General features: G+C 57.9%; 12 protein-coding genes. 6 read left to right on the top strand and 6 right to left on the bottom strand.

What is annotated here, in order from left to right; genetic code table 11:
* Positions 1 to 632: 632 nt before the first annotated feature.
* The 3 genes from pgeF to lgt are packed head-to-tail and all read right to left on the bottom strand — an operon-like array spanning position 633 to position 3,339.
* A complete protein-coding gene (gene pgeF / locus ACR0D6_RS03575) occupies positions 633 to 1,391 on the bottom strand; it encodes a peptidoglycan editing factor PgeF (RefSeq protein WP_480764481.1) in 759 nt (252 codons plus the stop codon).
* Positions 1,388 to 2,455: a class I SAM-dependent methyltransferase gene (locus tag ACR0D6_RS03570; RefSeq protein ID WP_480764480.1), complete on the bottom strand. Its 1,068-nt coding sequence runs from the start codon at positions 2,453 to 2,455 to the stop codon at positions 1,388 to 1,390. The genes pgeF and ACR0D6_RS03570 overlap by 4 nt, the downstream gene beginning before the upstream one ends.
* Positions 2,452 to 3,339, bottom strand: coding sequence for a prolipoprotein diacylglyceryl transferase (lgt, locus tag ACR0D6_RS03565; RefSeq protein WP_480764479.1), 888 nt, complete (start codon positions 3,337 to 3,339; stop codon positions 2,452 to 2,454). The genes ACR0D6_RS03570 and lgt overlap by 4 nt, the downstream gene beginning before the upstream one ends.
* Before the next feature lie 97 nt (positions 3,340 to 3,436).
* On the opposite strand from lgt, the gene ACR0D6_RS03560 reads away from it, so the two are divergent.
* The 5 genes from ACR0D6_RS03560 (at position 3,437) to ACR0D6_RS03540 (ending at position 6,637) form a co-directional block, all read left to right on the top strand.
* Positions 3,437 to 3,685: an accessory factor UbiK family protein gene (locus tag ACR0D6_RS03560; RefSeq protein ID WP_170650972.1), complete on the top strand. Its 249-nt coding sequence runs from the start codon at positions 3,437 to 3,439 to the stop codon at positions 3,683 to 3,685.
* A gap of 314 nt (positions 3,686 to 3,999) precedes the next feature.
* A complete protein-coding gene (locus ACR0D6_RS03555) occupies positions 4,000 to 4,500 on the top strand; it encodes a YbjN domain-containing protein (protein ID WP_170650971.1) in 501 nt (166 codons plus the stop codon).
* A gap of 40 nt (positions 4,501 to 4,540) precedes the next feature.
* Positions 4,541 to 5,356 (top strand): pyrroline-5-carboxylate reductase, encoded by an 816-nt coding sequence (gene proC, locus ACR0D6_RS03550; RefSeq protein ID WP_480764478.1) that lies wholly within the window; start codon positions 4,541 to 4,543, stop codon positions 5,354 to 5,356.
* Positions 5,349 to 5,687, top strand: coding sequence for a tRNA-binding protein (locus ACR0D6_RS03545; RefSeq protein ID WP_480764477.1), 339 nt, complete (start codon positions 5,349 to 5,351; stop codon positions 5,685 to 5,687). The genes proC and ACR0D6_RS03545 overlap by 8 nt, the downstream gene beginning before the upstream one ends.
* On the top strand, positions 5,687 to 6,637 hold the full coding sequence (locus ACR0D6_RS03540) for a 2-hydroxyacid dehydrogenase (RefSeq protein WP_480764476.1): 951 nt from the start codon (positions 5,687 to 5,689) through the stop codon (positions 6,635 to 6,637). The genes ACR0D6_RS03545 and ACR0D6_RS03540 overlap by 1 nt, the downstream gene beginning before the upstream one ends.
* A gap of 2 nt (positions 6,638 to 6,639) precedes the next feature.
* On the opposite strand, the gene ACR0D6_RS03535 is transcribed toward ACR0D6_RS03540, so the two are convergent.
* Positions 6,640 to 7,218: a thymidine kinase gene (locus ACR0D6_RS03535; RefSeq protein WP_170650967.1), complete on the bottom strand. Its 579-nt coding sequence runs from the start codon at positions 7,216 to 7,218 to the stop codon at positions 6,640 to 6,642.
* A 352-nt stretch (positions 7,219 to 7,570) separates the two neighbouring features.
* Between ACR0D6_RS03535 and ACR0D6_RS03530 the strand changes: the two genes are divergently transcribed.
* Positions 7,571 to 8,032 (top strand): hypothetical protein, encoded by a 462-nt coding sequence (locus tag ACR0D6_RS03530; protein WP_480448677.1) that lies wholly within the window; start codon positions 7,571 to 7,573, stop codon positions 8,030 to 8,032.
* Between the two features lie 37 nt (positions 8,033 to 8,069).
* On the opposite strand, the gene ACR0D6_RS03525 is transcribed toward ACR0D6_RS03530, so the two are convergent.
* Complete coding sequence (locus tag ACR0D6_RS03525) at positions 8,070 to 9,194, bottom strand: beta-ketoacyl-ACP synthase III (protein ID WP_170650965.1); 1,125 nt, start codon at positions 9,192 to 9,194, stop codon at positions 8,070 to 8,072.
* Positions 9,195 to 9,410: 216 nt separating this feature from the next.
* Entirely contained in the window at positions 9,411 to 12,755 is a 3,345-nt protein-coding gene (gene carB / locus ACR0D6_RS03520) for a carbamoyl-phosphate synthase large subunit (protein ID WP_480764475.1), read from the bottom strand.
* Positions 12,756 to 12,918: the final 163 nt, after the last annotated feature.

The raw sequence follows: 12,918 nt of genomic DNA, 5'->3' as shown, positions 1-12,918 counted from the left end.
CACGAGCGCATACATAATTTGTCGCCACAAGGCGAAGCCGTATCCGCTTACTATTGGTCAAAACATTGACCCCCCAGACAAACTCACAACAAACGCAGCCAAAATGTCTGCGCACACACGACCCCGAATTTTGTCGCAACAGTTGTTGCGGATATTCCACGCGGGACCGAGGCCATGTTCCAGCGTGGGTCTTTCCAAAAGACCGGGCAGCTTGGTCTTTCAGGACTTTCGTTCAGCTTCTTGCGGCCAAGCGGCGCGCAATTCTGACTGACTCGCTCGAAACACGCTTCCAGGGCATTTCAAGCTTTTGATCTTTCGTTGCCGCGATGACGGCACTGAGAAAGCGAGATTTTGTTTTCATTATCTTTACCTGCACTGCCGGGACCGATGTCCCCCTCAACAATTCTCCTGACCTTCATGCTCATTTGAGGCGCCGATAAGGCTGATCCGAGAAGAATTGAGGACAAATATGCAGGTGTGGCGTACCTCTTTCCCAATTATGCCGGCGTCTGGTGGCCTGAGGCTTCAGGTAACCATCTGAGACACCGCGGTAAATTCCGTTCGATTCTTAGAGAGATAGACTAAATAAATGCGTCAAAATCGGGGCGAAACTGCCTTAATTCGACCGCAATTCATATGCGAATAGCAGAAATAAGCCTTCCGTAATCGGCTTCTCCTGCATGGGTCGTGCGGCGATACGAAAAGAACCGATCAGCGTCAGAATAGGTGCAATATCTGGTCCATTCGGCTTCTCCGATCCCTGCAGCGCGTAGCCGGTGCAGGCCGTAGGACGGCAAATCGAAATGCAGGCGGTCCCCGTTTCCATTGGCGAAAAACCGGGTATTTTCCGGTGACTCTGCCTCGAAAATGTCCAAAAACTCTGGGCCGACCTCGTAGGCGCGCTGCGAAATGGTCGGACCGATGACGGCAACTGTATTGGAACGGCTCGCCCCAAGTGATTCCATGGCGTCCAATGTCGCTTCCAGAACGCCTTCCAAAGCGCCACGCCACCCAGCATGGGCGGCGCCGATCACTTTAGCGTCAGGATCGGAAAACAGGACCGGCTGGCAATCCGCCGTGAGAATGGTCAGCGCCAGATTCGGGGTCGCGGTGACCATCGCATCGGCTTTTGGCCGTTCGCCGGAAATCGGGCCGGTCACAGTAACCACATTCGGAGAATGAACCTGATGAACGCCAATAAGCGCCTCGGGATCTACTTCCATCGCACTTGCCACGCGACTGCGATTCAGCATGACTGCCTCGCGCTGGTCCGACGATCCCAGGCCACAATTGAGCCCTGAAAATATGCCCGAGGAGGCGCCGCCGCGACGGCTGAAAAAGCCATGTGAAACGGGGGACAGCAGGTCCGAGGTCAGAATTTCCAGTGTCATGGCTCCAGTCCGGGTGGTGGCGCGGCATGTGCAGGGTAAAGCCCAAGCACCTTGAACAGGTTTCCCATTTCATCCGGGTGCGTCAACCGCCGATGTGCACTGACAAGCAATTCCAGCTCGTCCCCCACAACTGAGCTCGCCAGAGATTGCGCCCGGGCGGTGATTCCCAATCGTTCCAGAAACACGCCCTGTGTCGAAAGACGCGTATGGGAGATGCCCGCCGCCCTGGCGGCAGAGGCAAGGGATTCGAAATCCACATGCGCTGTCAGGTCGGATGCTCCGGGGGCGGCCAGAGGATCAGTTGCCTTGTGCGAATGCACCGCCTGAAAGGTATCCCCCAAAGATCGCCAGTCGCCATAATCGACTATCAGAGCGGCACCACCATGGTCGCGTATTCTTTGTGAAACGGTCGCCATGATCGGCGTCGAAGCTGAGCACAGTTCGACAAGGTCGCCGTCGTTCGTGTCGTCCATCCTGTATTGGAGGGCAGGCTGTGAAGCGGTTTGCCCAAGTCCAAAGGTCAGCGACTCGTCCTCGCAGCCAATCAGACGCTCGCGCCAGCCATCGCCGTCTCTTATGAACTGGCGGATTGGTAGGGCGTCAAAGAATTCATTGGCGATTAGAAAAACCGGGGCCTTGGGCAGGTCCTCAATGGAATCTGCCCAGATCGGTGCGTAACCCGCCAGCGTTTTCGCCTGTATCTTGCGCAGCGCTGCCGAGGCTTCGACCAAAAAAATCTGCGCGGCTTCGTGGAAACCCGGAATGCCGCGGGTTGCGCGCAGAATATCCGCCATCAGGGTTCCCCGGCCCGGACCTAGTTCGGCTAGGGTAAACGACGATGGCCGCCCTTGATCCAGCCAGCATTGCGCCAGTGCAAGGCCTGTCAGCTCTCCGAACATCTGGCTGATTTCCGGTGCAGTGGTGAAATCCCCGGCAGAACCAAAAGGGTTCCGCGTTGTATAGTAACCATGAACGGGATGCAGCAAGCACTCCGCCATGTAATCCGCAATGGTCAACGGACCGTTCTGGCTAATGCGCTCGATCAGCTGTTCCCTAAGGCTCATCCTTTCGTCCGTCCGGATCGCAATACGAACCACAGACCCAGGGCAATCATCGGCAGGGACAAAAGCTGGCCCATTGTCAGACCATAGCCGTCGATATGCCACGCCAGTCCCAGAGGGTTCCCCGGCGATACAAACTGCGCATCCGGTTGCCGAAAGAACTCAACGATAAAACGTGACAGGCCATAACCTGCAAGGAAGACCCCGGTGATCAGCCCGGGCCTGTGAAACCCGCCACGACGATAAACCAGCCACAGCAGCAACAGGCCAAGCAACAGACCCTCAAGCGCCGCTTCATAAAGTTGCGAGGGATGGCGGGCACACAGCCCAATGACATCGGGGCAGTCCTGTGCGGCTGCACCGGGAAAGATAACCGCCCAGGGCAACTCGCTGGGGCGGCCCCACAGTTCGGCATTCACAAAGTTGGCCAGCCGACCCAGCAACAGCCCGGGCGGGACGCCGTGGGCCACAAGATCGGCCAGCGGCAGTTTGGGTATTCCGTGCCGTTGCGCAAAGATCAATGAGGCCAGAACCACACCGATCAATCCGCCGTGAAAGGCCATGCCACCTTGCCAGACCTTGAGAATCTCGATCGGGTTCTGAAGATAATAGGCCGGTTGATAGAACAGCACGAAACCCAGCCGTCCGCCAAGTATGATGCCAACGATGATCCAGGTCAGCAGGTCTTCGAATTGCTGTGTCGTCAGGGGCGGAGAGTTGTCGTGCCATAGGGCAGGGCGGCGCAGGGCGACAATCGCCAAACGCCACGCGATGAGAATACCGGCGATGTAGGACAAGGCGTACCACCGCAGGGCGAACTCTATCCCGAATAGTGAGATCGAGAAAAGTTCGGGCGAAAGGTCGGGGAAATTCAAAACTGCCTGCATGTGCGTCTCATTGCCCGGGGTTTGTGGGGCAAGTCAACCTTGAGCCCGGGCCTTTCCTTGCCCATATAGGGGGTAACCGCGACACCGGAGTAAAGACATGCAAACCCGCAACAAGATCCTGGACGACGTTTCCCAACTTATGACCAACGCCATGGGCGTGGCGCAGGGCGCGCGGGAAGAGGCCGAGAATGCCATGAAGTCGATGATCGACCGCTGGCTGGCTGATCGCGATTTCGTCACCCGCGAAGAGTTCGACGCCGTGCGGGCGATGGCGCAGAAAGCGCGCGAGGAAAACGCGGCCCTCGAAGCACGCATAGCGGCACTTGAGGCCAAGCTGGGCGACTAGGCCCGGGATTCTCCAATATTTGGGGTAAAACTATCCCACCGTGCAATCCGGTGTCGGTTTGCGCGGCTCGGGGTATTTTGACGCGCTGCAGAATTATTTCAAGAAAAAGCTGTGTCTGGCGCCAATATTTTGGGCGGCGTTGCCAGCTGTCCACAACTTATTGCTGTTATCCCCAAAAATAGGGGTTGTCAGGGTACCTGCCACATCGCACCATATTTAGTACAGGCCAAAGGGGGAAGCCCGGCTTGTAGAGCAGGCAACTAGCGCTGGGGCGCTGCCAGCCCCAACCAGCTAGAAATTAGTGAGGTGGTATTATGGCCCTTTCCGAACAGTACCTCGAAGAAGACATTCATCCGATCGACATTGTTGAGCATCTCGCCGAACATCACGATTGGGATTTCGATCGCATCGGTGACGATCAGATTGCCATGGCGGTCGAAGGTCAGTGGCGTACATATTCAATCACTCTGGCTTGGTCCGGCTTTGACGAAACGCTGCGGATGGTCTGTTCGTTCGAGATGGAGCCGCCGCAGGAGCGGGTTCCGGAACTGTACGAACTGCTCAACGCCATGAATGATCAATGCTGGGCGGGTGCCTTTACGTACTGGGCAAACCAGAAACTGATGGTTTACCGCTATGGTCTGGTTCTTGCGGGTGGCCAGTCGGCCAGCCCGGAGCAGATTGACACGATGATCACCGCGGCGGTTCTGAGCGCCGAGAGGTACTATCCGGCCATCCAGCTGGTGACATGGGGCAACCGTACCCCGTCGGATGCGATGCAAGTCGCCATTGCAGAGGCCTATGGCCGCGCGTAAAGCTTTGCCCCGAACCTGAAGACATTGGGGAGGGGCAATCATGGACATGTCGCACGTCGCGGATCAGGGGCTGGTGCTTTTGGGCTGCGGGAAAATGGGATCGGCCATGCTTGCAGGTTGGCTGGAGCATGGCCTTCCCGCGTCTTCGGTCTGGGTCGTCGACCCGTATCCGTCAGATTGGCTGAAGGCGCAGGGCGTCAACATCAACACACCTTTGCCCGAAGCGCCAGCAGTGGTGCTGGTGGCAGTAAAACCACAGATGATGGGCGAGGCGCTGCCGGCGATTCAGGCTCTGGGTGGGGGTGGCAGCTTATTCGTCTCGGTTGCTGCCGGTACTTCGCTTGAGACGTTCGAAAAGGTTCTTGGCGGCGGAACTCCTATCGTTCGTGCGATGCCCAACACGCCTGCCGCAATCCGTCAGGGCATCACCGCGTTGATCGGGAACGCTCATGCAGGGGATGCGCACCTGACGCTGGCGGAGAATCTGTTATCCGCCGTTGGCGAAACCGTGCGGCTTGAAAATGAGGCGCAGATGGACGCCGTGACCGGCGTCAGCGGTTCTGGCCCGGCATACGTATTCCATCTGATCGAAACCCTGGCCGCAGCTGGCGAGGCGCACGGCCTGCCGCACGAACTAGCGATGAAGCTGGCCAAATCCACCGTGGCCGGCGCGGGGGCTCTGGCCGTCGCAGCGGATGATCATCCTTCGCAGTTGCGCGTCAACGTCACCTCACCCAACGGCACGACACAGGCCGCGCTTGAGATTCTGATGCATGAAGAGACAGGTTTCCCCGACCTGTTGCACCGGGCCGTGAACGCCGCCACTGAACGCTCAAAGGAGTTGTCGCGTGAGTGAGATTTCTTTTGACGACTTTCTCAAGGTCGACATCCGTGTGGGCGAGGTCATTCGGGCCGAAGATTACCCAGAAGCCCGCAAACCCGCGATTAAACTGTGGATCGATTTTGGTGGCGAAATCGGTGAACGCAAAACCTCTGCCCAGATCACGGCGCATTACGATCCGTCCGCTTTGGTGGGCAAGCAAGTGATGGCTGTAGTCAACTTTCCACCGCGCCAAATCGGTAAGTTCATGTCCGAAGTCTTGGTGCTTGGATTGCCCGACGATAGCGGCGAAATCGTTTTGATCGGCCCCGATGGCAAGGTGCCTGTTGGCGGCAGGATGCACTGATGAAACTGTGGATCACACGCCCCATGCCGCCCGCAGTCGAAGCGCGCGCGCGTGACACGTTCAACGCTGAAATCCGTTCCAGCAACCTGCCCCTTGATGAGGGCGAGATGCTGCGGGCGCTTGCCGAGTTTGACGTGGTGGTACCCACATTGGGTGATCTGTTCTCGGCTGCTGTGTTTTCTCAGGTTCCGAACCCGCGTTGCAAATTGCTGGCCAATTTCGGTGTCGGATATAACCACATCGACGTGGCTGCTGCGCAATCGGCGGGCTTAAAGGTGTCGAACACACCCGGAGCTGTCACCGATGCGACCGCGGATATTGCGATGACGCTGATCCTGACCACGGCCCGCCGCGCGGGCGAGGGGGAGAGGCTGGTTCGTTCCGGTAACTGGCAGGGATGGCATCCGACGCAGATGCTGGGTCACCACGTGACGGGTAAACGGGTCGGAATTGTCGGCATGGGGCGTATTGGGCAGGCTATCGCCCGGCGCTGCCATTTCGGATTCGGGATGCAGGTTTCCTATCTGGCCCGCAGCCGGAAAGAACTCGATTTTCCTGCGGAGTACATTGCTGATCTTGATGCTTTGGCCGCATCGGTCGATTTTCTGGTGCTGGCCGTTCCCGGTGGTCCTGAAACCCGGCATCTGATCAACGCCGGTGTTTTGGCTGCAATGAATCCGTCGGCAAACCTAGTGAACATCGCACGGGGTGAGGTTATCGACGAATCTGCCCTGATCACCGCTTTACAAGACGGTCAGATCGCAGGCGCGGGTCTGGACGTGTATGAATTCGAACCAGCGGTGCCGGATGCTCTTTGCAAGATGGAAAACGTGACCTTGCTGCCGCATCTGGGGACGGCAACCGAAGAAGTGCGGACGGATATGGGGCATATGGCGTTGGACAACGTCGCAGCCTTCGTAGAAGGGCGCCCACTTCCCAACGCGGTCTGAGGTCACATTCCGACGGCTTCACGCCAGTGCTTGCGGCAGAGCGAGACATAGGTCTCGTTCCCGCCGATCTGTACCTGTGCGCCTTCGGTGATGGCGTTCCCGTCCTCATCCCGGCGAATCACCATTGTCGCCTTGCGTCCGCATTCGCAGATGGTTCGAACTTCGCGCATCTCATCCGCCAGGGCCAACAGTGTGGCAGAGCCCGGAAAAAGCCGTCCCTGAAAGTCGACCCGCAAGCCATAGGCCAGAACCGGCACCTTCAGATCATCAACGGCCCGTGCCAGTTGCCAGACCTGATCTTCAGACAAAAACTGCGCCTCGTCCACGAATACACAGGCCACAGGTCCCTGATTCAGGCGGCGCTCAATCATGCTGAAAACATCGTCTACCGGGCTGAATGTGTCGGCTTCGGCCGAGATTCCGATTCGCGATGCAATCTGGCCATTGCCAGCACGCCCATCAATGGCGGCGGTCAGAAGATAGGTTTCCATCCCACGCTCGCGGTAGTTGTGAGAGGCCTGCAGCAATACCGTGGATTTGCCTGCATTCATGGTGGAGTAGTTGAAGTAGAGCTTTGCCATGCGCCGGGTCTAGAACGACTTTTTCGGGCGGGCAAGTCAAACCAAAGCAAACGACGCCACCGTTGCGGTTGCAGAGGCTGAGCAGATGCTCTTAGGGGATGGAAACCCCGCTTCCGCAACAGCGACGCCGTTGGTCAACATGCGACCAAACCAGCGTAAGGCGATAAATGTTGCCTTCACGTCACTCTTTACCGGCATGAACTGCCGCCACTCACTCACAAAATCCCCCGTAAATCTGAGGGATAGCCAAGGTATGACATTTGACTTATTAGTCTTGAATGGGAAAATTTCCGGCCCTTTCCCCGGCAGACATGATCGGGAAGGGGTGAGCGCAGGTAGCGAAGGTAAAAAAATGGCCGAAATCGGTACATATCTCAAGAAACATACCGAAGCTTTGGTTAAGGACGTCGGAATCGAAGCCGCGTGCGAGATTACCGGTAAATCCAAGGCAACGCTGGGGCGATATTATTCAGATAACGCGGAACATGCCGACCGGTTTATGCCGGTGGATGCTGTCGCGAAACTGGAGAACGCTGCAACCTTTCCGCATGTGACCTCGGCGCTGGCCGATCTGAAAAGCATCACCTTGTCGTATGGCGACCGGAACACCGACGCGCCCCGCACCGGAGGTGTGAATTCCGATGTGATCGCGCTCAGCCAGCGGTTTGCAATGCTGATGACCGAATACCAGTCCGCTATCGAGGACGGCATTATCACTGTGAACGAGGCCAAGCGTCTGCTGAAAGAAACCAGCCTGTTGCAGCAGGTGTTGATCGAGATGAAGCTTCACCTTGAAGAGGAAAGCGTAAGCTGAGCTACTTGGGCTGGTTGGTGGTAACGTCCTGTACAGGTCAGGCGTGCCGGCGGACGATCACCGACCCCACTGAATATCCAGCGCCAAACGAACAGATCAGCCCCACGTCGCCACTGTTCAGATCATCCGAATGCTTGGAAAACGCGATGATTGATCCTGCGGATGAGGTGTTTGCATAGTCCTGAAGGATATTGGGCTGTTCATCCGGTTCCGGCTCTCGGCCCAGCACTTTTTTGCCAATGAAATCGTTCATGGTCTTGTTGGCCTGATGCAGCCAAAGGCGTTTCAGATCACTGCTGCTCAGCCCTTCGGCATCCATGTGATCCGTGATGTGCTGGCTGACCATCGGCAGCACTTCCTTGAACACCTTGCGCCCGTTTTGCATGAACTGCATGTCGCGACGGTCCGCCAGACCATCCGGGCGGGCCCGTCGCAGAAAGCCATTGTTGTTTCGGATATTGTTGGAAAATTCCGTAGCACAACGGGTCGACAGAATCTCGAAATGCGGCCCCTTTGCATCTTCGACTCGCTCAATCACGGTTGCGGTGGCCACATCGCCAAAAATGAAATGGCAATCCCTGTCCCGCCATTCCAGATGTCCCGAACAGATTTCGGGGTTCACAACAATCGCTGCCCTGACCGAACCGGACCGCACCATATCGGCCGCCGCCTGAATGCCAAACGTTGCAGAGGAGCAGGCGACATTCATGTCGAATCCGAAGCCCCTGACGCCCAGAGCTTGCTGAATCTCGACCGCAACAGCCGGATAGGCGCGTTCATGGTTCGAAGCGGCACAGATCACCAGATCAATGTCTTCGGCTGTTCGACCAGCCTGTGCCAGTGCCTTGTTGCAGGCATCAACGGCCATCTCGGTCATTATGCCCGGCTCGTCATCGCTGCGCTGACGCAGGATCGGGTGCATGATGTTCGGGTTCAGAATGCCGGTCTTGTCCATGACGTACCGGTTCTCGATCCCTGATGCCTTTACGATGAACTCTTCCGAAGAGTACTGGATCGGCTCCATCCGACCCGCAGCAATCGCTTCGGCGTTCTCGGCATTCTTCTTGTCGGCATAGGCATTGAAGGCCACGACCAGTTCGGCATTCGTGATGACGTTATCGGGCGTAAAGACACCGGTTCCGGTTATGGCGGGCGTGTACATGGCGGGTCCTGAATATTTTTGGATTTGCACAAAATGCAGTCAGTACCGCACCGGATCAAGGGTGGCTTACCCGAGGGAATGCACGCCCACAGGTGGTTTTCCGCCATTTGCGTGGCGGTTTGAAACAACCCGGGTGATCGGTCGTCATTTTTTGCGGAGGGAATAGAAACATTGGCAAAACCGGCTAAAACCGGTCCCGCCAATGTTCGGGGTGTTTTATCCCTGCAGGGATTTGACTTCGACATCCCCTTCGGCTTGCGCCTTGATCGCCAGCGCGGCTGCGTGGCTGGCCGCGGCGGTCGTGAAGTAGGGGATTTTGTCATAGAGCGCGATCGAGCGAATTGCTTTGCTATCCTCGACAGCCTGCGCGCCTTCAGTTGTGTTCATCAACAGCTGTACCTGCCCGTCTTTGAGCATGTCGACCACGTCGGGACGACCTTCATACACCTTGTTGACAACATCACAGGGAACTCCGTGCCCCTCCAGCCAGCTTTGCGTGCCTCGCGTTGCAACCAGTTTGAAGCCCTGTGCTACCAGCACCTGCGCGGCCTCCAGCATTGCAGCACCCTTGTCGGCATCTTTGATCGAGACAAAGGCCCGGCCCGATGACGGCAGCACCATACCTGCCCCCATCTGCGCCTTGAGGAAAGCGCGCGGGAAGTCGCGATCCCAGCCCATGACCTCGCCGGTCGAACGCATTTCCGGACCCAGAATAGTATCGACGCCGGGGAAACGGGCAAAGGGCAGCACGGCCTCTTTTACCGAGAACCACGGCATGTTCGGATCGGCCAGCGTCATCTGATCTGCGATCTTGGTGTCCTTGCCTTCCTGATAAGGCGGGCGCATCGGGAAGTTCGACAGCTTTTCCCCGGCCATAACCCGCGCCGCGATTGAGGCAATCGCGCTGTCCGTCGCCTTGGCAACGAAAGGCACGGTGCGGCTGGCGCGTGGGTTCACTTCGATTAGATAGATCTCATCATCCTTGATGGCGAACTGCACGTTCATCAGGCCCACGACGTTCAGCGCCTTGGCCAGTTTGAACGCCTGATCCTTGATCTGGTCGAGGATCTCTTTCGAGAGCGAATAGGGCGGCAGCGAACAGGCCGAGTCACCCGAGTGCACGCCTGCCTCTTCGATATGCTGCATGATACCGGCTACGTGCACGTCGGTGCCATCGCACAGCGCATCCACGTCCAGTTCGACCGCTCCGGCCAGATAGCTGTCCAGCAGAACCGGGCTGTCACCCGAAACCACCACGGCCTCGTTGATATAGCGTTTCAGCTGGTCCATATCGCGCACGATTTCCATCGCGCGGCCACCCAGCACATAGGAGGGGCGGATCACCAGCGGGAAGCCGATGTCTTCGGCAATTTCCAGCGCCTGTTCGTCGGTCGAGGCAATACCGTTATTGGGTTGTTTCAGACCCAGATCGTTGACCAGCGCCTGGAACCGCTCGCGGTCTTCGGCCAGATCGATGGCGTCCGGCGTGGTGCCGAGGATCGGAATGCCTTCGGCCTCAAGCGCGTTGGCCAGTTTCAGCGGCGTCTGGCCACCGAACTGTACGATAACACCGTGTAGGGTGCCGTTTTCCTGCTCTTTCGTCAGGATTTCCATCACGTGTTCAAAGGTCAGCGGCTCGAAATACAGGCGGTCCGAGGTGTCATAGTCGGTTGAAACCGTCTCGGGGTTGCAGTTGACCATGATGGTCTCATAACCCGCCTCGGTCAGCGCGAAACAGGCATGACAGCAGCAATAGTCGAACTCGATCCCCTGGCCGATCCGGTTTGGACCACCGCCAAGGATGACGACCTTTTTGCGATCACTGGGCCGTGCCTCGCATTCGACCTCACCCATCATCGGGGCCTCATAGGTCGAGTACATATAGGGCGTCTGCGCCTCGAACTCGGCGGCGCAGGTGTCGATGCGCTTGAACACAGCCGCTACGCCCAGATTGCGGCGGGCGCGGCGGACGTTGTCTTCGTCACGGCCAGTCAGGTTGCCCAGACGCGCGTCGGTGAAGCCCAGCATTTTGAGTTTGCGGATGCCTTCCTCGGTCAGGGGCAGTCCGTCCTTGCGCACCTGACGCTCGGCATCGACGATCTCGCGGATGCGGGCCAGGAACCATGGGTCAAATTTGGTGACGCCGAAAATCTCATCATCGGACAGACCGTGACGCATAGCCTGCGCGATGGTGCGCAGACGGTCGGGCGTCTGCTGGCTGATCGCCTTGATCACGGCGGCCTTGTCGTCGGCCTCGTCCCAGACACCCACGTTCAGGCCCGGAATTTCGATCTCATCAAACCCGGTCAGGCCCGATTCCATCGACGCCAGTGCCTTTTGCATCGATTCGTGGATCGTGCGGCCGATGGACATCGCCTCACCCACCGACTTCATTGCGGTGGTCAGATAGGGTTCCGAGCCGGGGAATTTCTCGAATGCGAATTTCGGGATCTTGGTGACAACATAGTCGATGGTCGGCTCGAACGAGGCCGGGGTCACCTTGGTGATGTCATTGTCCAGCTCGTCCAGCGTGTAGCCAATCGCCAGTTTCGCCGCGATCTTGGCAATCGGGAAACCGGTCGCTTTTGAGGCCAGCGCCGAGGACCGCGACACGCGCGGGTTCATTTCGATCACGACCATACGGCCGTCATCGGGGTTGATTGCCCACTGCACGTTCGAGCCACCGGTTTCGACGCCGATCTCACGCAGAACGGCGATCGAGCCGTTGCGCATGATCTGGTATTCCTTGTCGGTCAGCGTCAGGGCAGGGGCCACGGTGATCGAGTCACCGGTGTGAACGCCCATCGGGTCGACGTTTTCGATGGAGCAGACGATGATGGCGTTGTCGGCGGTGTCGCGGACCACCTCCATCTCGTATTCTTTCCAGCCCAGCAGGCTTTCATCGACGAGGATCTGATTGACCGGCGAGGCATCCATGCCCGAGCGGCAAAAATGTATATAGTCCTCGCGGTTATAGGCCACACCTCCGCCGGTGCCGCCCAGTGTAAAGGCAGGGCGGATGATGGCGGGAAGGCCGATTTCCTCAAGCTCATCCAAAGCCATCTGCACGCCTGCATCCAGATCGGTAGAGCCGTCCTCGCGCTTGGGGGCGGTCACGATGGTTGCCTTGGGGTTCTCAAGACCCAGCCGGTCCATCGCCTCGCGGAACAGGGCGCGGTCTTCGGCCATTTCGATGGCGTCACGCTTGGCGCCGATCATCTCGACACCGAATTGTTCGAGCACACCCATCTCTTCCAGCGCTAGCGAGGTGTTCAGCCCGGTTTGTCCACCCATCGTGGGCAGCAGGGCGTCGGGGCGTTCCTTTTCGATGATCTTGGCAACCACCTCGGGCGTGATTGGTTCGATATAGGTGGCGTCGGCCAGCCCGGGATCGGTCATGATCGTGGCCGGGTTCGAGTTCACCAGAATGACCCGGTAACCTTCCTCGCGCAGTGCCTTGCACGCCTGAGCACCGGAATAGTCAAATTCACAAGCCTGACCGATAACAATGGGCCCCGCCCCGATGATCATGATCGACTGGATGTCGGTTCTCTTCGGCATGGCCTTGTTCCTTCGATTTTCCGCGAGTCAGGGGCACCGCCCAAGCGCCCAAATTGTCGTGCGTTATAGGGACCACGCGAAAAGGTTCAAGGGGGATCGGAAACAGAGATGAAAATGCCGCTTTCCCCCTTTCGCTCATCCCTGATATCTCTATATCGCGCAA

This window comes from Ruegeria sp. BJ6, assembly GCF_056537885.1.
The sequence above is the reverse complement of the archived record's forward strand: the minus strand, read 5'-3'. Positions and strand labels throughout refer to the sequence as shown.